General features: G+C 53.2%; 16 protein-coding genes. 13 read left to right on the plus strand and 3 right to left on the minus strand.

What is annotated here, in order from left to right; genetic code table 11:
• Position 1: 1 nt before the first annotated feature.
• From rfbB to ACM6J5_RS20735, 12 genes are all read left to right on the plus strand, one after another.
• A complete protein-coding gene (gene rfbB, locus ACM6J5_RS20680) occupies positions 2-1,072 on the plus strand; it encodes a dTDP-glucose 4,6-dehydratase (protein ID WP_095945349.1) in 1,071 nt (356 codons plus the stop codon).
• Positions 1,069-1,965, plus strand: a complete 897-nt coding sequence (rfbD, locus tag ACM6J5_RS20685; RefSeq protein WP_095945348.1) for a dTDP-4-dehydrorhamnose reductase — start codon at positions 1,069-1,071, stop codon at positions 1,963-1,965. The genes rfbB and rfbD overlap by 4 nt, the downstream gene beginning before the upstream one ends.
• Positions 1,966-1,967: 2 nt before the next feature.
• Positions 1,968-2,855, plus strand: a complete 888-nt coding sequence (rfbA, locus tag ACM6J5_RS20690) for a glucose-1-phosphate thymidylyltransferase RfbA (protein ID WP_095945347.1) — start codon at positions 1,968-1,970, stop codon at positions 2,853-2,855.
• Complete coding sequence (gene rfbC, locus ACM6J5_RS20695; protein WP_095945346.1) at positions 2,852-3,397, plus strand: dTDP-4-dehydrorhamnose 3,5-epimerase; 546 nt, start codon at positions 2,852-2,854, stop codon at positions 3,395-3,397. Before rfbA ends, rfbC begins: the two co-directional genes overlap by 4 nt.
• Positions 3,397-4,218, plus strand: coding sequence for an ABC transporter permease (locus ACM6J5_RS20700; RefSeq protein ID WP_095945345.1), 822 nt, complete (start codon positions 3,397-3,399; stop codon positions 4,216-4,218). Before rfbC ends, ACM6J5_RS20700 begins: the two co-directional genes overlap by 1 nt.
• Positions 4,219-4,270: 52 nt before the next feature.
• The gene (locus ACM6J5_RS20705) at positions 4,271-5,599 is read left to right on the plus strand and encodes an ABC transporter ATP-binding protein (protein ID WP_172435385.1); all 1,329 of its coding nucleotides are present in this window, start codon (positions 4,271-4,273) and stop codon (positions 5,597-5,599) included.
• Complete coding sequence (locus ACM6J5_RS20710) at positions 5,592-9,746, plus strand: glycosyltransferase (RefSeq protein ID WP_095945343.1); 4,155 nt, start codon at positions 5,592-5,594, stop codon at positions 9,744-9,746. The genes ACM6J5_RS20705 and ACM6J5_RS20710 overlap by 8 nt, the downstream gene beginning before the upstream one ends.
• A gap of 313 nt (positions 9,747-10,059) precedes the next feature.
• Positions 10,060-10,977 (plus strand): GDP-mannose 4,6-dehydratase, encoded by a 918-nt coding sequence (locus ACM6J5_RS20715; RefSeq protein ID WP_095945342.1) that lies wholly within the window; start codon positions 10,060-10,062, stop codon positions 10,975-10,977.
• Positions 10,970-11,941: a GDP-mannose 4,6-dehydratase gene (gmd, locus tag ACM6J5_RS20720; protein ID WP_095945341.1), complete on the plus strand. Its 972-nt coding sequence runs from the start codon at positions 10,970-10,972 to the stop codon at positions 11,939-11,941. Before ACM6J5_RS20715 ends, gmd begins: the two co-directional genes overlap by 8 nt.
• Before the next feature lie 5 nt (positions 11,942-11,946).
• Positions 11,947-13,386: a mannose-1-phosphate guanylyltransferase/mannose-6-phosphate isomerase gene (locus ACM6J5_RS20725; protein WP_095945340.1), complete on the plus strand. Its 1,440-nt coding sequence runs from the start codon at positions 11,947-11,949 to the stop codon at positions 13,384-13,386.
• A 163-nt stretch (positions 13,387-13,549) separates the two neighbouring features.
• On the plus strand, positions 13,550-13,954 hold the full coding sequence (locus ACM6J5_RS20730) for a hypothetical protein (RefSeq protein ID WP_095945339.1): 405 nt from the start codon (positions 13,550-13,552) through the stop codon (positions 13,952-13,954).
• A 326-nt stretch (positions 13,955-14,280) separates the two neighbouring features.
• Positions 14,281-15,615, plus strand: a complete 1,335-nt coding sequence (locus ACM6J5_RS20735) for a sulfotransferase family protein (RefSeq protein ID WP_095945338.1) — start codon at positions 14,281-14,283, stop codon at positions 15,613-15,615.
• A gap of 190 nt (positions 15,616-15,805) precedes the next feature.
• Here ACM6J5_RS20735 and cysN read toward each other — a convergent pair whose 3' ends face one another.
• Positions 15,806-17,701, minus strand: a complete 1,896-nt coding sequence (gene cysN / locus ACM6J5_RS20740; protein WP_150673532.1) for a sulfate adenylyltransferase subunit CysN — start codon at positions 17,699-17,701, stop codon at positions 15,806-15,808.
• Positions 17,701-18,642, minus strand: a complete 942-nt coding sequence (gene cysD / locus ACM6J5_RS20745; protein WP_371918278.1) for a sulfate adenylyltransferase subunit CysD — start codon at positions 18,640-18,642, stop codon at positions 17,701-17,703. The genes cysN and cysD overlap by 1 nt, the downstream gene beginning before the upstream one ends.
• 1,014 nt (positions 18,643-19,656) lie before the next feature.
• On the opposite strand from cysD, the gene ACM6J5_RS20750 reads away from it, so the two are divergent.
• Positions 19,657-20,520: a DMT family transporter gene (locus ACM6J5_RS20750; RefSeq protein WP_150673530.1), complete on the plus strand. Its 864-nt coding sequence runs from the start codon at positions 19,657-19,659 to the stop codon at positions 20,518-20,520.
• 272 nt (positions 20,521-20,792) lie between these two features.
• Here ACM6J5_RS20750 and ACM6J5_RS20755 read toward each other — a convergent pair whose 3' ends face one another.
• Positions 20,793-21,701 (minus strand): DMT family transporter, encoded by a 909-nt coding sequence (locus ACM6J5_RS20755; protein ID WP_414929242.1) that lies wholly within the window; start codon positions 21,699-21,701, stop codon positions 20,793-20,795.
• Positions 21,702-21,751: the final 50 nt, after the last annotated feature.

Here is a 21,751-nt window from a genome sequence, read left to right on the forward strand (position 1 = left end):
AATGACTATCTTAGTAACTGGCGGTGCAGGTTTCATCGGTGCGAACTTCGTATTGGACTGGCTGGCTCAGTCTGATGAGACTGTGGTCAATCTGGACAAGCTGACCTATGCAGGCAACCTGGATAACCTCAGCAGCCTGGCCGGTAACGAGCGGCACGTATTTGTGCGTGGTGATATCGGTGACAGCGCCCTGGTGGCCCGCCTGCTGGAAGAGCATCAACCTCGCGCAATCCTGAACTTCGCCGCCGAGTCGCATGTTGATCGCTCCATTCACGGTCCGGAAGACTTCATTGAGACCAACATCGTTGGTACGTTCCGCTTGCTGGAAGCCGTGCGCGCTTACTGGAAGGGCCTGGCATCCGATGCGCAGCAGTCGTTTCGCTTCCTGCATGTGTCTACCGACGAAGTCTATGGCTCGCTGGCCAAGGATGAAGCCGCGTTCAGCGAAAGCCACCAGTACGAGCCGAACAGCCCTTACTCGGCCAGCAAGGCCGCCAGTGATCATCTGGTACGTGCCTACCATCACACCTATGGCCTGCCGGTACTGACGACGAACTGCTCGAACAACTACGGGCCGTATCACTTCCCGGAAAAACTCATTCCGCTGATGATCGTCAACGCACTGGCCGGCAAGGCATTGCCTGTCTACGGTGATGGCCAGCAGATTCGTGACTGGCTGTATGTCAAAGACCACTGCAGCGCCATTCGTCGCGTGCTGGAAGCCGGCATCGTGGGTGAGGTCTATAACGTGGGCGGCTGGAACGAAAAGCCGAACCTGGACATCGTGCATACGGTCTGCGCCTTGCTAGACGAGATGCGTCCACGCGCCGACGGTCAGCCTTACAACGCTCAAATCACCTACGTGACCGATCGTCCCGGGCATGACCGCCGTTATGCCATCGACGCTCGCAAGCTTGAGCGCGAACTGGGCTGGAAACCGGCAGAAACCTTTGAAACCGGCATCCGTAAAACCGTCCAGTGGTACCTGGATAACCAGGATTGGGTCAGCAATATCCAGTCCGGTGCTTATCTTCAGTGGGTGGAGAAAAACTACGCCGGACGTACTGCATGAAAATTCTATTGCTCGGTAAAAACGGCCAGGTCGGGTGGGAGTTGCAACGCAGTCTTGCCCCGCTAGGTGAGTTGCTCGCACTGGACTCCCGCAGCCCGGATTACTGTGGCGATCTGAATGACCTGGCGGGGCTCGCCGCCACCGTACAGCGCTTTGCGCCCGACGTTATTGTCAATGCCGCGGCGTATACCGCTGTCGACAAGGCTGAAAGCGAATCGCAGCAGGCGCATCGGGTGAATGCCGAAGCGCCGGCAGTGCTGGCCCGGGAAGCGTTGGCTCTGAATGCCTTGCTGGTGCATTACTCCACGGACTATGTATTCGCCGGCGACGGTGAAACCCCTTGGCAGGAAAGTGATCCGGTCGCACCGTTGAGTGTCTATGGCTCCAGCAAACTCGCGGGCGAGCAGGCGATTCAGGCCAGTGGCTGCGCGCACCTGATTTTCCGTACCAGTTGGGTGTATGCCGCACGAGGCAACAACTTCGCCAAGACCATGCTGCGCCTGGCCCGTGAGCGCGAGAACTTGAACGTCATCGACGATCAGTTCGGTGCACCGACCGGGGCGGAGCTGTTGGCCGACGTCACTGCCCATGCTGTGCGCAGCACCCTCGCAAGCCCGGAACTGAGCGGGCTCTACCATCTTGCGTCCTCAGGTGAAACCACCTGGTGCCGCTATGCGCGCTTTGTGCTTGAACGAGCCGAGTTGGCAGGCGTGGACTTGAAAGTCTCCCCGACGCAGGTCGGAGCGATTGGTACTGAAGCATACCCAACGCCAGCAAAACGTCCGTACAACTCCCGCCTCGATACCCATAAACTGCGAAACGCCTTCGCGCTGAGCCTGCCTGATTGGCAAGTCGGTGTGGCACGGATGCTTACAGAAATTCTAGAGAAGTGAATATGTTCAATCGTAAAGGAATCATCCTGGCCGGCGGCTCGGGAACTCGACTGCACCCTGCAACATTGTCCATCTCCAAGCAGTTGCTGCCGGTATACGACAAGCCGATGATCTACTACCCGCTGAGCACCCTGATGCTGGCCGGTATCCGCGATATCCTGATCATTTCCACGCCGCAAGACACCCCGCGCTTCGAGCAACTGCTAGGGGATGGCGCCCGTTGGGGCTTGAACATTTCCTATGCGGTGCAGGCGTCGCCGGATGGTCTGGCACAGGCATTCATCATTGGCGAGGATTTCATCGGTAACGATCCGTGCGCCTTGGTGCTGGGCGACAACATCTATCACGGCCATCATTTCAACGAACTGTTGCAGAGCGCCATGGAGCGCGTCGATGGGGCCAGTGTTTTTGCCTACCACGTCAACGACCCGGAACGTTACGGGGTGGTGGAGTTCGATGCTCAAGGCAAGGCGATCAGCCTGGAAGAGAAACCGCTCCAGCCAAAGTCGAACTACGCCGTGACCGGTCTGTACTTCTACGACAAGCAAGTTGTCGAGATTGCCAAAAGCATCAAGCCGTCGCCTCGTGGCGAACTGGAAATTACTGACCTTAACCGCATTTATCTTGAGCAAGGCAACCTGTCCGTGGAAATCATGGGCCGCGGTTACGCCTGGCTGGATACGGGCACCCACGACTCGCTCCTGGAGGCCAGTCACTTCATTGCCACACTTGAGCATCGCCAGGGTCTCAAAGTCGCCTGCCCGGAAGAGATTGCCTTCCGCCAGAAGTGGATCGATGCCGAACAGCTTGAAAAACTCGCTGCTCCGCTTTCGAAAAACGGCTATGGCCAATATCTCAAGCGTCTCCTGCAGGAGACGATTTTCAGATGAAAGCCACACCGTTAGCCATCTCCGATGTTGTGTTGTTCGAACCTAAAGTGTTTGGTGACCCGCGCGGGTTCTTCTTTGAAAGTTTCAATCAGCGCGCTTTTGAAGAGGTAGTGGGGCGTTCCGTTCATTTCGTACAGGACAATCACTCTCGCTCAACCAGGGGCGTATTACGCGGCCTGCACTATCAGGTACAACAGCCCCAGGGGAAACTCGTTCGCGTCGTCCAGGGCGAAGTGTTTGATGTGGCCGTTGATATTCGTCGTGACTCCGCGACATTCGGGCAGTGGGTCGGCGCTTATTTGTCAGCGGAAAACAACCATCAGCTATGGGTGCCCGAAGGTTTCGCCCATGGATTTGTCGTGCTCTCGGACACCGCGGAATTCCTTTACAAGACCACGGACTTCTACGCGCCATCCCATGAGCGGTGCATACGCTGGGATGACCCGGCACTGGGTATCGATTGGCCGATAAATGAGCCTCCGGCACTGTCGGCGAAAGATGCACAAGGCGCTTTGTTGGCGCAGGCTGAGGTGTTTGGTTAATGCAACATTTTTCGACTTCTCCGATCGAAATGGTTGCCAGTTTCTGGCGTAACCGCGCACTGATTGCCGCGCTCACCAAGCGAGAAATATTGGGTCGTTACCGGGGCTCCAGTCTTGGTTTGTTTTGGTCGTTGTTTAACCCGATATTAATGCTTGGGGTTTACACCTTCGTATTCAGCGTTGTCTTCAATGCAAGATGGGGAGGGCACGAAGAGGGGTCTAAAACAGAATATGCCTTGGTGTTGTTTGCCGGTCTAATTGTTTTTAACGTGTTCTCGGAGTGCGTCGGGCGTGCCCCAAGCTTGATACTGTCGAACGTGAACTATGTGAAAAAAGTTGTTTTCCCATTAGAGGTTCTTCCTTGGGTATCGATGGGCGCCGCACTGTTTCATAGTTTAATTAGTATTGTCGTGTGGCTGGTGTTTTATTCCGTGTTCTTCGGCGTACCTCATTCAACTGCGTTGTTTCTGCCTTTTGTCATGTTGCCCTTATTAATGTTTTCAATGGGGATCTCTTGGGCTCTGGCTTCGCTGGGAGTGTATTTGCGTGATATTACGCAAGTCATCGGTGTCGTGATTACAATGCTGATGTTTCTCTCAGGAATATTTTATTCCGTTTCGTCATTGCCTGCCGAATACCAACAAATCATGCAGATGAATCCACTTGTTCCAATTATTGAGCAAGCAAGGGCTGTGTTGATTTGGGGGGAATGGCCGAATTACCTGGTATTGCTGGGCTATTCTGCTGGCGCATTGACCTTTTCATGGCTTGGCTTTGCCTGGTTCCAGAAAACGCGAAAGGGATTTGCCGATGTCCTCTGAAGAGAAAATGCAGGCCGGCGTCAGTCCTGATGAAATAGCGCTGATTCCCGCTTTGAGTAGTCAGGTAGCCATTCGGGTAAGCAACCTGAGCAAGTGCTTTCAAATATATGAAAAGCCCAGCGACAGACTGTTGCAGATGTTAGCCCGTGGCTTCAAGAAATATTATCGTGAATTCTGGGCTTTGAAGGACGTTTCGTTCGAGGTCAGAAAGGGCGAGACCGTGGGTATCGTCGGTCGTAATGGCAGTGGCAAATCAACGCTGTTACAAATGATTTGCGGCACATTGAATCCCAGCGGTGGGGATATCAAGGTCGACGGTCGGATCGCAGCGCTTTTGGAGCTTGGTTCCGGTTTTAATCCCGAGTTTACCGGGCGTGAAAATGTTTATATGAACGCCGCTGTACTCGGTCTCACAAAAAAAGAAATCGACGCCCGTTACGCAGAAATCGAAGCGTTTGCCGATATAGGCCAGTTTATCGATCAGCCCGTAAAAACATACTCCAGCGGTATGTCGGTTCGATTGGCGTTTGCCGTGGCGATAAACTCGGATCCTGAAGTGCTCGTCGTTGATGAGGCCCTGTCGGTAGGCGATGAATTGTTTCAGCGTAAGTGCTTTTCGCGGATTGAAAGTATCAAGGCCAAAGGCACGACCATTTTGTTTGTGTCGCACTCTGGCAATATTGTCGTGGAGCTTTGCGATAGAGCAATTCTGATGGATGCTGGAGAATTGCTGTTGGTGGGCGAGCCAAAAGAGATTATCGGTAAATATCAGCAATTGCTCTATGCGCCACAGGAAAAGCGGGCTGAAATTCGTTCTGATATCGCGCTGGCTGCAGTTGTTCCTGTAATGGGTGTCGATACGGCTTTGCCGGTACCAGTGAAAGAAGCTGAAGACTATTTCGATGCTGGATTGAAGTCCGATTGCATGATCGAAACGGACTCACAAGGTGCCCACATTCAGAATCCAGGGATAAAGACGCTGGACGGTCGTCCGGTCAATACGCTGGTGCGTGGTCGAAAGTACAAATATAGCTATCAAGTGCATTTTTCCCAGTCAGCGACGTTGGTCAGATTTGGTACGGTAATAAAGACAAAGTCAGGTTTTCCACTAGGCGGTGTTTTGTCGGTGCCTTCGCAAGATCTAACCATTCCCTATGTCAGCGCCGGTACAGTAATTGACGTGGAGTTTGAGTTTAATTGTATCTTGAGTTCGGGAGTGTACTTTTTTAATGCCGGAACATTTGGTGCGCTCGGGCAGGATGAAACCGTATTGCATCGGTTGATCGATGCCGTGGCATTTCGCGTGCTGCCGATAAAGCAGGACATAGTGACGGAAATCATTGATTTTGGCTTTTCTCCTAGGGTTTTGATAAATGATTAACTTTTTCTCGGGGCTTCTGGTTTCCAGCCCTAACGAAGGCGGTTTGTTTTTAGTCAATGAAAATAAAGTTCATAAGCTGGATGGCACTAGTGCGACAGGCTTGGGACGTGCTTCCAGGCACTTTGTAAGAGGACTGCAACCTGCCACTTTGTTGATTCACGGCGAGCAGACACTTGAGGTAACCGAGTCGACTGTAAAGTTTCATGATATTCACGATGCGCTTATTGTCGATGATCATATCTATATCGTTGCCACGACCGGGAACGAAATTGTCAAGTTGAACCTTGAAGGCGAAGAAGAGCAGCGTTGGGTCTTCCCAGGTGAGGATGACTCGCTGCATATAAACTGTCTCGCTGTATGGGGCGGCGCAGTTGTATTTTCTGCGTTCGGAAAATTCGCCGAACATCGCGGCTACAAAGGCCATACCCGGAACTCGGGCTACGTACGAGATTTGAATACAGGGAAGCATTTGATCGCAGGGCTTTCACAGCCCCACAGTCTCACTGCGTTTGGTGAGAACCTTCTGATCGCTAACTCTGAAGAGCAAGGGCTTTGCGAATATTCTCCGGCAGGTGAATTGCTCCGTTCCAGGGCGCTGGGAGGATATGCACGAGGTATATGCGTCAGCGAAAAGTATATTTATGTCGGTCTAAGCAAGTCGAGAAATATCAGTACGAACGGTGTCGAAACGGCAACGCTCCTCTGCCTGGATGTTCACTCGTGGGAGGAGTTGGATCGTATACAGGTTCCTAGCGCCGAGATTTACTCAGTTGAACTGATCTCCGATCAGGCCGAGTTATTGAACCTCGTTGCTAAAATTTCGAGTAGTACTGCATCAAGGTACTCAGCCACGATAACTCAGCAGGCAAACCAGATTGGTGACCTCAGCCAGATCCTCGGCGAAAAGGAACGGAACGTCGAGGGACTAGGTAGAATAGTCGCTGAGCGCGAAAAACATATTGAAATACTGAAAGAATCGGTACTGGCTTCCGAAAATCAAATACACCACCTTGGCCACTCCGTTGGCGAGCGCGACCAACTCTTGAATGAGCGAGAGGCGCAGATTCGGACGATCGAGGCTTTGGTACTGGAGCGCGATGCGAAAGTTATTCAACTGAATCAGCTCGTCGAAAGCCGGGAAGCCGAACTGTCGGATCAGGGCGAGATGTTGAAGCAACGCGATAGCAAGATTGCGGAGTTCAATGAGGCGCTACTCAAGCGTGATCTGCAAATTGCGAGCCTTGATAAAAGTCTATTTGACCTGAGTGCAGTCAGAGGTGAAGAGCAGGAACGACTAAGGGGCCTTGAGCACCTGTTGCTCGAGAAGGAAAACCAGATTGCGAGTCTTGATCAGAATCTGGTCGAGCGTGATATCAAGCTGACGGCGCTCAATCAGGCATTGAGCGATGCGCAGGAAAAACTGGCGGAACTTGATGAGTTACTGCTCCAGCAAGATCGGCAAATTGCTAGTCTGGATAGCGCAAGAGACAATAATCTGTCTGAGTCGTGTGAAGCTCTGATTGAAGAGCAATTGAAGCTCAAGACGCTCGAAAAACTATTACTTGAGCATGAAGAGCACACTGTGAGCCTTATTCAAGCGTTGGCTGAACAAACTGAGCATCTTTCTACTTCAAATGAGGCTCGCTCGGTGCATGATGCCCAAGTCGCCAACCTGAATAACCAGGTTTCTGCGAGTGCTGAAAAAATTGCGTACCTCGAACGCAGCGTAGCCGATTACGATAAGAGACTGCTTGATCTGAATATGAAAGTGGTCGACCACGAAGCTCAAAAGGAAGAGGTCGTTCGTCGCGGACAGTGGGCACTCAGGTTGACCGAAGAGCTAAAAGAAGCTCGGGAACGAATTGCAGAACTGGAAGGTAGTAGTTCTTGGCGTTTGACTATGCCTCTTCGCGAAATTAGCCGTTGGGTGTTTTCACCGATCAAACAGACCAAACGCTACATCAAACTTTTGCTCAGGAACGCTAAGTGTGTATATCAGAAATTGCCGTTTAGCCCAAAAGCCAAGGCGTCACATAGAAATTTATTGATTAATAAATTTCCGTCCGTAGTTGCGGCGGCAGATGTTCAGGTTGGATACAAGCAGCCCTCGGTCGATCCTTCGACATTGAATGAAGAATTCGCCGAATGTGCAGAGGATACGTTCGGCGAAATAAGCATCGAGACCTCGTTGCAACCGCTCGTCTCTATCATTGTACCTATCTACGGTAAGTGTGATTACACGCTGCGCTGCCTGGCTTCTGTGGCTGAAAACACCACTGGAATTCCTTTTGAAGTCATCGTTGTCGACGATTGCTCGCCGGATAACTCCGTTGAGCTGCTTAAGGCAGTAAACGGAATTCGCCTGGTTTGCAACGAAGTCAATCAGGGCTTCATTCGCTCTTGCAATAATGGTGCACTTGCAGCGAAAGGAAAGTATTTGTGTTTCTTGAACAACGATACAAAAGTGTTGCCTCGCTGGCTCGATGAGCTGCTCAGGACTTTCCAGGAGTTCCCTGGTACCGGACTGGCAGGTTCGAAGCTTATTTACCCAGATGGTACTCTGCAAGAAGCCGGTGGGATAATCTGGCAAGATGGCAGTGCGTGGAATTTTGGTAGAAATCAGAATCCGGACTTGCCTGTCTATAACTATGCGCGCGAAGTTGATTACTGCTCAGGGGCTTCGATTCTAGTCCCGAAAGATCTATTCGAAGAGTTGGGCGGTTTTGATGAACATTATTTGCCAGCCTATTGTGAGGATGCCGATCTGGCTCTGAAGATCAGGGATCGGGGCTATCGTGTTATCTATCAACCGCTTTCAGTCGTAGTGCATTATGAGGGTGTGACTTCGGGGCGGGATGAAACCCAGGGAGCCAAGTCCTATCAGGTTGTGAACATGCAAAAAATGTTCGCTCGCTGGAAGGAACGTCTGCAGACATATCAAAAGAACGGGCAAAACCTTGATCTTGCAAAGGATCGTATGGCCACTCGACGGGTTTTGATTCTGGATCACTGCACCCCAACGCCCAATGAAGATGCTGGTTCAGTATTGGCTTTCAATACGTTCTTGCTGCTGCGTGAAATGGGCTTCCAAGTAACGTTTATTCCGGAAGATAATTTTCTGTATATGCCGGGCTACACTGAAGCTCTGCAACGAGTAGGCATCGAAGTGCTTTACAGGCCTTATGTCAAGACGGTTGAAGAGCATTTGCTGGAAGCCAAGGATCGTTATGATCTTGTTTACCTGTTGCGCCCTAAAGTAGTTGAGCGAAATCTGGAACTGGTTCGCAAGCACTGCCCCCGCGCCAAGGTCTTGTATCATACGGTAGACCTGCATTTCCTGAGAATGGAGCGCGAGGCCAAGTTGCTGGATGATCCGGCAAAGGCCAGTGCAGCTAAAGACATGAAGGAAGTGGAGTTCTCGGCAATCAAGGGCGCGGATGCTGCAATTGTGGTCAGCACAAATGAACTAGAATTATTGCGCCCTCAACTGCCGAATGAAAAAATCCATTTGTTCCCTTTGATCATGGACGTCACAGGTACTGAAGTAGGCTACAAGGCTAGACGAGACATCCTGTTTGTTGGCGGTTACCAGCACACTCCAAACGTCGATGCCGTTCAGTATTTTGTTGCCGAAGTCATGCCGTTTTTGCGAGAGCGATTGCCAGGTGTGCGCTTCTACGCGGTTGGCAGTAAGCCGCCGGCAGAAATTTTGGCGCTCGAAAGTGAAGACGTAGTCATCACCGGTTTTGTCGAAGACTTGCCACCACTGCTGGACAAGATGCGGGTGTCCGTCGCGCCTCTGCGCTACGGTGCCGGTATCAAGGGCAAAATCGGTACATCAATGGCTCACGGTTTGCCAGTTGTAGCTACATCGTTGGCGGCAGAGGGAATGTTGCTGACGGCCGATAAAAATATTCTTGTGGCCGACGATGCTGAAGCTTTCGCCGAAGCGATTGTGCGGGTTTATGAAAGTGAATCGCTTTGGAATGAGTTGAGCGAGTCGGGGCAACGCTTCGCACTGCAGGAATGGGGAGTAGAAGCCGCGTGGGTATCACTAAGCAATATTCTTGATGATATCGGCTTCAGCACAACCCGCTCCCAGTTGCCGCTAAGTTCGTACTCGTTCGCCGAAAAAAACCTGGCATAAAGCAGATCTTGGTACACCTCTTGGTCGATGTTTGAGTTGTTGGAGCTTGACAGCTCAAACATTTAAGCCTAGGGCGAATTCTGTAGGCGTGGCCTGCAGTGAAGTGCGGGTCTATTGGATGGGCGAACTGTTGTTTGGCTTATTGGTGCAGGGTAGGGAATGATGCGTAGTTTAAATTCTATAAGTGTTGCCTATCGGCCAGATATTGATGGCTTGCAAGCAATCGCTGTCTTGTCCGTAGTGCTCTATCATGCGGGGCTTGCATTGTGCCCCGTTCAAAGCGCATGAGGTCACTGAAATTGAAAACTCCAACATGAAAAAACTTTTTGTTACAGGTTTGACCGGCTTTGTCGGCGGGCATCTCCAAGCGCTGTTAGCGACAACTGAAGTTGGATCGTGGCAGGTACTTGCACCTAAGCCTTATAATCTGCTGGATAGTGCTTCGCTGGATGCCTGGCTGCAGGAAGAGTGTCCCGATGCTGTCGTTCACCTGGCCGGACAGACCTTCGTTCCTGAGGCATTTCGTGATCCGCAGCGGACACTGCAGATTAATTTGCTGGGTACGTTGAACTTGCTGCAAGCGCTCAAGCGCCGCGGCTTTTGCGGCACTTTTCTATATGTCAGCTCGGGTGACGTTTATGGTCAGGTCGAGGAAAAGAACCTGCCGATCAGTGAGTGTCTGGCACCACGCCCGCGTAATCCCTATGCCGTGAGCAAGGTTGCTGCCGAACTGCTTTGCCAGCAGTGGAGTTATAGCGAACCTTGGCGAATTGTTATTGCCCGTCCGTTTAATCATATCGGTCCGGGGCAGGGTGAATCTTTCGTTATTCCGAGTATGGCGCGCCAACTGATTCGCGTGCGCCAAGGCTTGCAGCCGGCCCAATTGGAGGTCGGTGATGTTGATGTAACCCGTGACTTTCTCGATGTTCGTGATGTGCTACAGGCCTATCTGGGGTTGTTGGAACATGGACGTAACGGTGAAATTTACAACGTCTGCTCGGGAGTGGAGTGGCGAGTGCGCGATCTGATCATGCAAATGGCTGGTTTGACCGGAGTTGAGGTTGAACTGGTACAGGACGCAAGTCGATTGCGTTTGTCTGAACAGCGCAGAGTCGTTGGCTGTTCAAACAAATTACAAAAAGAAACTGGGTGGAAGCCTGGAGTGTCAATCACGAAAACTCTTCAGAGTGTGCTCTCTGAATGGGAAGCAAGAGAACTAAAAAATGTCTAAATCTGCATTGATTACTGGTGTTACCGGGCAGGACGGCGCTTACCTGGCCAAGATGTTGCTCGAAAAGGGTTACGAGGTTCACGGTCTCGTGGCAAGACGTAGTAGCGATACGCGCTGGCGGCTGCGTGAACTGGGCGTTGAGGATCAGATTCGCTATCATGAAGGCGATCTGGCCGACGCCTGTTCGATTCAGCGCGCCGTAATCAAATCCAAGCCTGATGAAATCTATAACCTTGGTGCTCAGAGCTTTGTCGGTAGCTCTTGGGACCAGCCGGTAACAACGGCTGTTGTAGATGGTCTGGGCGTCACGCATTTGCTTGAAGCCATCCGCCAGTTTTCACCGGAGACGCGTTTTTACCAGGCATCGACCAGCGAGATGTTTGGTTTGATTCAGGCCGAGCGCCAGGACGAGAACACTCCGTTCTATCCGCGTAGCCCCTATGGCGTGGCCAAGCTTTATGGCCACTGGATTACCGTTAACTATCGTGAGAGCTTTGGCCTGCACGCTTCCAGCGGGATCCTGTTCAACCATGAGTCGCCACTGCGCGGCATTGAATTTGTCACCCGAAAGGTTACTGATGCTGTCGCGCGGATCTCGCTGGGCAAGCAGAAAGAACTGCGCTTGGGCAATATCGACGCTAAGCGTGACTGGGGCTTTGCCGGTGATTACGTCGAAGCCATGTGGTTGATGCTGCAACAAGAACAAGCCGACGATTACGTGGTAGCTACCGGTGTAACCACCACAGTACGTGATATGTGCAAACTGGCCTTCGAGCATGTTGGTTTGAACTATCAGGATTATGTTGTCATTGATCCACAATTTTTCCGCCCTGCCGAGGTTGAAGTGTTGTTGGGTAATCCAGGCAAGGCCGAGCAGAAACTTGGCTGGGCGCCAAAAACCAGTTTGAACACTTTGATTCAGATGATGGTTGAAGCTGACCTGCGCCGCGTTGGTAGGGAGTAAGTCCCATGATTATCCCCGTCATTCTTTCCGGTGGCGCCGGCACCCGTTTGTGGCCCGTGTCACGCGAGGATCATCCGAAACCCTTTATGCGTTTACCGGGTGGTCAGACGCTGCTCGAGAAAACCTACCTGCGCGCCGCCAGTTTGATTGCCGAGGGTGGTGAAATTGTTACGGTGACCAACCGTGAACACTACTTCGAGAGCCGTGATCATTTCACCAGTACCAAGCTTGGCCATCACCAGGCGCGCTTTCTGCTGGAGCCTCAAGGTCGCAATACCGCATCGGCACTTGCCGTGGCTGCTTTGGTACTGGCCGAAGAGCAGGGTGACGATGCGGTAATGGTGGTAATGGCCGCCGATCACCTGATCCATGATTTGCCCGGGTTCAAGGTTGCTACCGAGCAAGCCGTAGCGCTGGCTCGACAAGGCTATCTGGTCACCTACGGAATTCGCCCTACCGCGCCAGAAACCGGCTTTGGTTATATCGAGGCTGGAGAGGGACTGGATGAAAGTGGTGGTTGTCGAGTAGTGCGTTTCGTCGAGAAGCCTGATCAGGTCACTGCGCAAGAGTACCTTGATAGCGGCTGTTTTCTCTGGAACTCGGGGATGTTCTGCTTCACCACCGGGGGGCTGATCAGCCAATTGCAAGAGCATGCGCCTGAGCTGCTCGAGCTGGCCCGTGCTTGTGTCGCGCAAAGCCCGCGTTCGACGGGAGCCAATTCGCAAATGCACGAGTTGCACGCGCAAAGTTTTGCGGCCATGCCTGATATTTCCATCGACTATGCGTTGATGGAACGTTCAGCCAAGGTGGCGGTGGTTCCAGGGATATTCGACTGGAACGACATTGGCTCGTGGACCGCACTTCGCGATCTGGTGGAGTCTGACGCAGAGCAAAACCGTGCTCAATGCGATGCAATCTTTATCGATAGTCGCAACACTTTTGTACAGAGCCAAGGGCGTCTGGTTGCAACTGTCGGTGTAGATAATCTGATCGTGGTGGAGACTGCCGACGCCGTGCTCGTTGCGCATGCCGATCGGGCGCAAGAGGTAAGACAGGTTGCCAAGCGTCTGAAGTTGCAGAACCATCAGGCTTATCGCCTGCATCGTACAGTGTCTCGTCCCTGGGGCACTTATACCGTGCTAGAGGAAGGTCCACGCTTCAAGATCAAGCGCATTGTGGTTAAACCCGGCGCGGCACTGTCACTGCAGATGCATCACCACCGCAGTGAGCACTGGATCGTAGTGCAGGGCATGGCCAAGGTAGTCAATGGCGGCGAAACTCGATTGATCAATACCAATGAGTCGACTTTTATTCCTGCGGGGCACCAACATCGCCTGGAAAATCCTGGCGTTATTGATCTGATGATGATCGAAGTGCAAAGCGGTGAGTATCTGGGTGAAGACGATATTGTGCGTTTCGAAGACCAATACGGACGGGTTCAGTAATGGTGGATGGATTCTTGACTGTTCCTATGGCAACGAATCCGTCAACGCCAACCCGGATGATTTCTCGCTCTCATGGGAAGTGCAAAGCCGGGTAAGCAATTCTGGAAGTGCTCGCAATAGTAAGTTTTATTGAAGTTATTTTAATCAATTAAAGAGGTGATTTGTGCGCGTAAAAGTTCTAGTACTCTCAGTCCTGACATTGGCTTTGGTTGCATGCGGTGGGGATAATGTCCCGAAAAAGACAGAGGTCGCCAGGGCCGAAATAAAAGCGGGCCAGAATTTTGGTATCATCAAAGTGACTCGTGACTCTTCTGTCGAACTGAGCTGTTCTGGCTCTGTTGTCGATGTCGCGTGGGATGCCAATAAGCTGGGTGCCGAGCAAAAAAACGGACTTATACAGATTTGGCTTGAGCCAATAGCCGGAGAGTCGAAACTCTGGGTTGAAGGTGGGATGGTAGGTGAAGCCAAAACTGGCAAATGGGTGAACCCTGGGTTTAAGATTGTTGCTAAATTGAAGAAAGATAATTCAATTGTGGATGAGTTTGTTGTTGCTGGTAAGAAGTGCTAGTTTTGCGGTTTGATCGTTTAGTATGTTTTATGCTTTAGTTTAAAGGCTGCGCCTTTAGGAAATAATCGGCGCAGCTACTGAATTTGATGTTTTGTGTGAGCGATTTTTTGATGGGTGGTGCAAGAAAATAGATAAGAAAAATTAAATTTTAGCTGTTGCGATACCATAAAGAAGTCGCCAGGGAAATTCCATAAGACGCTGTAAGGTGCATTGGTTTTTAACAGGTTTAGTGGCTTCTGGATGTTTGCAGGTTGTACAGAGTGATGTCTCGATTGCTGTTTGTAAGTTTAAAATTTTCCCTGTTTTCAGGGGCTCGGGAGTAGTGAATGAGTGTTCAACCAATATTTGTTATCGGTAGTTATCGCTCCGCAACAAGTCTGATGGGATGGGTGTTGGGGCAGCACTCTAATATCTTTCCTTTGGAAGAAACTCATTATATTTATAAAATGAGTACTGATGCGGCAGCGCAGCATGATCTCGGGACAAAAGGCCTGGCTCGTTCGTTTCTTTTGTCGGCTAACATCTCGCGCAGGTCTTATTGTATTGCGGCCGGGGTCTCCTGCAATGATTTGATCCTCAAGTCGCGTAGCAATATTGTTGAGAATGCTGCACAGCCGCAACATGCGGCGGACGCCTCCGAGTTTGTCAAGTTTTCCACCAGCCCCGACAAGAAGCGCTGGTTGGATGCGACACCAGAAAATGCGCATTTTGTGTACTCGTTGTTACGTATGTTTCCCAATGCAAAATTTATACATATTTTGCGCAATCCGAAGTTGGTGGCGAGCTCTCTGATGAACTTCAGTGGTGTTGGTGCCAATGACTATGAAGAGGAAAATGCCTACAATACCTGGACGCGCCTGGTGACTGCATGCCAACTTGCAGAGAAAGCCTTTGGCACCGACGTAGTAAAGCGAATTTATTATGATGATATTGTTGCAAATCCGGAACAGGTCGTCAGGGAGTGTCTCGAATTTGTTGGTGAAGCCTATCAGGCTGATTGCTTGGGGCCATTTTCGCTGAAGGTGAACTCGTCCAAACATAAGCAGCCAATGGATATTTCCATCGAAGGCAATATTAACGACTCCAGGCTTTATGTAAGAAAAGCTTTCCTACTCTATCAGCAGTTACTGCAAGATAAGGAAATCGCGCCCAGAGGGGATCTGGAAGCGCTGCGTCTATGCAAGTCTCAAGATGCAGATTATATTTTTTCACGGAGTCAAAAGGGTATCGCAGATTACAATGCTAATGTAACCCGCCTATATGCCGAAAATCAGCGGCTGAAAGCTGAAAGTGTACAACTTAAATCTGATTTGATGCGGGCGAGCCTGGAGGTTATTGATTGGGGGCCAAAAGAGATCTATGCAGGGCAACCTTTCAATGCTCAAGCGAATGGGGCTTCAGCCCTCTGGCTTAAGGTTCGTGGCGTTGTAGATGATGTCCAGGTTGAGCTGGGTGGAAATGTATTGCCTGCGGTATTGTCCAAGGACTTCAGTGTAATCACTCTCGAAGTGCTCCCCAGCTTGACCTGTACGCCTTGCAGTATGCCGTTGGTATTAAAAAGTAAAGCAAGTGGCGACATTGTCGGCGGTATTGAGTTATCAATTTTGCCGGTTGCCGAAGATGAGGGCCATGCGTTCGAAAGCCTGGAAGTGGCGACGTGACAAAAGGGTGTTTCATGGGATTCCTCCCATAGAAATTACTGCGCGCTTTTCGTCGACAGTTGCGCCAAGTTTCCAAAGGCGTTTTTAAACCGGATGGAGTAGGTGCCATGGAAGGAAACTACTGATCGAGTCAGGGGGGCTGCCTGCCGTCCCTGACTCGATAATCACTATTGAGCAATGGGCTGCACGGTTATGATTTTATAGTTTCTACGACTTTTGCAATCGTTTCTCTAATCGTCATTCCGTCTGAGCCCACCTCAACCTCTGCCGCAAGCGGCGCCTCATAAGGACTCCCCACCCCCGACAAATTCGGTAGCTGCCCCGCCCGCGCTTTCTTGTACAGCCCCTTCACATCCCGCTGCTCGCAGACCTCCAACGGTGTGTTGACGTAGACCTCGACAAAATTCTCTTCCCCGATCAGTTCCCGTGCCATCTGCCGCTCTCTCCTGAACGGTGAAATGAATGCAGTCATGACCACCAACCCGGCATCCATCATCAGCTTGGCCACTTCGGCGATTCGGCGGATGTTTTCTACGCGGTCGGCATCGGTGAAGCCGAGGTCTTTGTTCAGGCCCTGGCGGACGTTGTCGCCGTCAAGCAGGTAGGTGCGATAACCACTGGCGTGCAGTTCGACTTCGAGGGCATTGGCCAGTGTCGATTTGCCCGAACCGGACAGGCCGGTGAACCAGATGACCTTGCCCTTGTGGCCGTTGAGTTTCTCGCGGTTTTCGCGGCTGATCGAGAGGGCCTGTTTATGCACGTTCTGCGCGCGTCGCAGGCTGTGGGTGATCATGCCGGCGGCAACCGTGGCGTTGCTGATGCGATCGACCAGGATGAAGCTGCCAAGGGTCTTCGAGTGTTGATAGCTGTCGTAGACCATTGGTTTGCTGATGGCGAGCGTACACACGCTGATATCGTTCAGCAGTAGTTGGGTGCTGGCGTCGTGGGCCAGGGTGTTGATGTCCACCCGGTATTTGATGGTGGTGATGGAGGCGCTGGCCCATTGCGAGGCAAGCTTGATGTCGTAGTTGCGGCCGTGCAGCCCGGCTTCTTCGTCCATCCACACCAGCGTTGCTTCAAACTGGTCGGTGGTTTCCAGCGGGTTCTTGCTCAGTGAAATGATGTCGCCGCGAGATGCATCGATTTCCCGGTCGAGCTTCAAGGTGACGGCGTCGCCGCGCTCGGCCTGTTGCATCGAGCCGTCCATGCTGACAATTTCCGCCACCGTTGCGGTTTGACCGGAGAGGGTCACGCGGATCTCGTCGCCGACGTTGACCTTGCCTTCGCCAACATAGCCGCTGAACCCGCGGAACGAGGCGTTCGGCCGATTCACCCACTGCACGGGAAACACCAGGCGTTCGGCTTCTGGTGCGGTGATTTGCGCGGTTTCCAGGTAACCCATCAGCGTTGGGCCGTTGTACCACGGCGTGTGGGCCGAGCGCTGGGTGATGTTGTCGCCCTTGAGCGCACTGACAGGAATGGCCGTGACCTTCTCAAAGCCCAGTGTCTGGGTGAATGCCTGGAAGGTCTCGACGATACGCTGGAAGGTGTCCTGATCAAAGTTGACCAGATCCATCTTGTTCACGGCCAGCGCCACGTGACGGATACCCATCAGTGATGTCAGGTAGGCGTGACGCCGGGTCTGGGTCAGCACGCCTTGCCGCGCATCGACAAGGATGATTGCCACGTCGGCAGTGGATGCACCGGTCACCATGTTGCGCGTGTATTGCTCATGGCCCGGCGTATCGGCCACGATGAATTTGCGTTTGGCAGTTGCGAAATACCGGTAGGCCACATCGATCGTGATGCCCTGTTCACGCTCCGCCGACAAGCCGTCGACCAGCAACGCAAAGTCGATGTCAGCACCTTGGGTGCCATATTTTTTCGATTCGTTTTTCAGGGTTGCCAGTTGATCGTCGGTCAATTGCCGGGAGTCCCACAGCAGGCGACCGATCAGGGTGCTTTTGCCGTCGTCGACGCTGCCGCAGGTGATAAAACGCAGCAGGTCCTGGCCCTGTTGCTGTTCGAGGTAAGCCTCAATGGTCGAGGGTTGTTGCGGGGCAATTGCCAGGGCTTTAGGGGACATCAGAAGTATCCTTCTTTCTTTTTCTTTTCCATGCTGGCGGAGCTGTCACTGTCGATGGCTCGGCCTTGCCGTTCGGAATGACTGGAGTCCAGCAACTCAAGCAAAATGTCAGCCACGGTGGTGGCGTTCGATTCCATTGCGCCGGTCAGCGGGTAGCAACCCAGGGTGCGGAAGCGAATGTTCCTGGCTTCGATTTTCTCGCCGGGCAGCAGGGGCATGCGGGCGTCATCGACCATGATGGTCATGCCGTTGCGCACCACGACGGGACGCTCCTTGGCGAAGTACAGGGGGACCAGCGGAATGTTTTCCTGGTAGATGTATTGCCAGATATCAAGCTCGGTCCAGTTGGATAACGGGAACACACGAATGCTCTCGCCCGGTTTTTTTCGCGTGTTGTAGAGGTTCCACAATTCGGGGCGCTGCTGTTTCGGGTCCCATTGGTGGCTCTGGGTGCGGAACGAAAAGATGCGTTCCTTGGCCCGGGATTTCTCTTCATCGCGGCGTGCGCCGCCGAACACCAGGTCGAACTTGTATTTGTCCAGTGCTTGCTTGAGGCCTTCGGTCTTGGTGATGTCGGTGTGCAGTGCCGAACCATGATCAAAGGGGTTGATGCCCTTGCTGATGGCTTCCGGATTGATGTGCACCAGCAGGTCCATACCGCTTTCTCGTGCCATCAGGTCGCGGAAGAGGTACATCTCCTGGAATTTCCAGCGCGTATCGACGTGCAGCAAAGGCAGTGGCGGTGGAGACGGGTAAAAGGCCTTGCGTGCCAGATGCAGCATCACCGCGCTGTCCTTGCCCATCGAGTACAGCATCGCGGGGTTTTCCGCCTCGGCCACCGCCTCGCGAATGATTTGCAGGCTTTCGGCTTCAAGATGCTTGAGGTGGGGCGTGCGCACCTTCAGCATATCGACCGGACCGATCTGGCTGCTTGTGTTCAGTATGGCCGGGTACCCCAGCAGTCCGAACTCAACCAGTTCTGGCGCAGTGGCCTGCCTGCAAACGTTGACCAGGCGACCACTGGGGAAGATGACGATGTTCTTGGCGATGTGGGCCTGCAGGCGACGCAGTGCAGCGCTTAGCGATTGAGCGTCAACCGGTTCGATCCCGAGTGGCAACCAGTAGCGCGCACCTCGGGCGTCGTTGGCGTGCAAGACGTCCGTGCCGTCTGCGGTGCGATGCAGCTGGGCATATAGCACCAGTTTGCGTTTGATCCGGGCCTTTTCAATCTCCCAGTCCAGAACCGAGGGTGTCGGACTGCGCCCGGATTCGTCACTCAGGTTTTGCGCATTGAGCGTATCGGGCAGAAGTGCAAGCTCGTGCAAGCGTCGTTCGGCGGTGCGCTTGGTGTCAGCTTGATTGAGTTGATTGAGATGGACGAAGGCCTGCTGCGTATCCCATACAACCGGGGCATCGAGGCCAAGAAGATCGGGGTTTGCCACTGGATAGCTTCCTTGTCGCAAAATGTTGATTTTGCTTTTTTGGATTCTGGTTATTATGTTTTATCGAGTCTTTTCGATTTATTTTGCAATTAAAGCACAAATTGCGACACTGGTTCATTGAATGTTTACGTGCCTGCACCTCAACGCCGTGTCACGCAGTAACCCATTGCCATTCTTGTGCAGCGCTGGTTATAGTCAGCCCTCGGCAGGTTCATGACCTGCTTTTCCACTCCTGAAAAAGATCAGCCCAATGCCTGCATCCCTCATCAACGCGGTAGTCGATTCAGCGGTCAACGCTGGCGTCGTGCCGTGCGGGAATCAGCAGCCGGGGCAGATCAGTCATTACCCCCCTCCTGTCAGTCGCACGCCAGTGTGCGCGGTGGTCTCACCGCCAGGCGTTGGCATTTCGGGCTGATCGGCTGCTTTCTGCCGTTCCCCCTGCCAACCCGAAAAAAAACGACTGAATTTCAGCTTCGGCTGAGTTGGCTTTTTGCCTGACTACAGGTGGTATTCATGTTTGTCCTTTCGAAAAACTCCGTGCTCGCGGCGGCGTCCACGAGCCTGTTCGTTTTGCTGTGGAGCAGCGGGGCGATTTTCTCCAAGTGGGGGCTGGCCCACGCGTCACCCTTCGCCTTTCTGGTGTTTCGTTTTGTCATTGCCCTATGCGGTCTGGTGTTGCTGGTGCCGTTGCTCAAGCTGAAGTTGCCCAAGGGCGGCAAACCGATGCGGTATGCGATGGCTACCGGGGTGGTGTTGTTGGGGGCGTATCAGATTTTCTATCTGCTGGCCCTGGACCTTAAAGTCACGCCCGGGGTGATGGCGACCATCATGGGCGTGCAACCGATCCTCACCGTGGTGCTGATGGAGCGCGAGCGCTCCTGGAGCCGGATGTTCGGTCTGGCCCTGGGGCTGACCGGCTTGGTCATGGTGGTCTATCAGGGCATCGGGCTGGCGGGGATGTCGCTGGCCGGGATGCTCTTCGGTCTGCTGGCGCTGGCGAGCATGACCTTCGGTTCGATCATGCAGAAACGCATCACCGACAATCCCCTCGGCACATTGCCGGTGCAATATCTGGCCGGGCTGCTGTTGTGCGGGATTTTCGTACCCTTCCAGCCATTTCACTTCGAGCACGGCAGCGGTTTCATCCTGCCGGTGCTGTGGATGGGGCTGGTGGTGTCGGTGCTGGCGACACTGTTGCTCTACCGTTTGATCGCCAGGGGCAATCTGGTGAACGTCACCAGCCTGTTTTATCTGGTACCGGCGGTCACAGCGGTGATGGACTATCTGATCTTCGGCAATCGCCTGGCGCTGTTGAGCCTGTTCGGCATGCTGATGATCATCGTCGGTCTGGTGTTTGTGTTCCGTAAACCTGCATAAACCGGAGAAGGCCTGTTGCAATGCTCCGGGCCTTTTTCATTTGGCCAGTGCATACCCGGCACGCACCGAATTCATGAACGGCTGCATTGCCGAAGACTGAATGCGATGGGGAGATGAGTGCTTCTACCTTGTGATTGTCGGAGTATGGGCTGACGTCATCGCGAGCAAGCTCGCTCCCGCAGGGTTCTGCGCTGAACACAGAGTTTGTGTACAACACCGACCTCTGTGGGAGCGAGCCTGCTCGCGATGACATTTTCAGCATCCCGGCAGCTCTACCGGTCCGCCACCATTTGCGGTTTCACAGCAGCCGGCTTCAACACCAACCACAACGCCAGCGCAATCAACAACCCGCCATAGATATGCGCCATCGACAGCGGCTCATCGAGAAACAGCGCCCCCCACAACACGCCGAACAGCGGGATCAAAAAGGTCGTAGTCATCGATTTCACCGGACCAATCGAGCTCAGGAGCCGGAAGTAAACAATGTACGCAAACGCCGTGCATCCCAGACCCAACCCCAGCAACGAGAGCCAGACACTCCAGCCGCCCCAGGTCGCGGGTGGTTGGCTGATCACGCTGTAGCCGAACAGCGGCAGCAGGAACAACGTCGCGCCGAGCATGCTGCCCAGCGCCGACAGGCGGCTGTCGAGCCCACCGGCCTGATCGAGCCAGCGGCGGGCCAGAAACCCCGCAAATCCGTAGCAAGTAGTTGCGAGCAGACAGGCGACGGCCCCCATCAGCAGTTGCATATCGAACGCGACCGGACCTGCACGGGTCAGCACGCCCACGCCGAACAGCCCCAGGAACACGCCGCCGAGTTTGGCGCCAGTGAGCCTTTCATGGAAAAACAGGCCGCCGATCAGCACGCCCATCAAGGGGGTCGTGGCATTGAAAATCGACGAATAGCCGGCCGGCAGCACCTGCGCGGCCACCGAATAGAGCGTCGCCGGAATCCCGGAGTTGATCACCCCGAGCAGCATCACGGTCTTGAGTTTGCCCTTGAAGTCCCAGCTGATGCGCATCAGCCCGAGAATCACCAGCAGTCCGGCAGCGGCTATCGATACACGGAAAAAAGCGGTCGGAATGCTGCCAATCACCGGGGCAATGATGCGCATGAACAAAAAACTCGCACCCCAAATGGCCGCCAGGGACAGTAAACGGAAAATATCGACGGGGTTCACTGCGCGGTCCTTCCTTGGGGGAGGGGCGAAAGTGTTGCTGAGTGTGTGAT

It is taken from the genome of Pseudomonas sp. IT-P74 (assembly GCF_949768175.1).
Taxonomy (GTDB): domain Bacteria; phylum Pseudomonadota; class Gammaproteobacteria; order Pseudomonadales; family Pseudomonadaceae; genus Aquipseudomonas.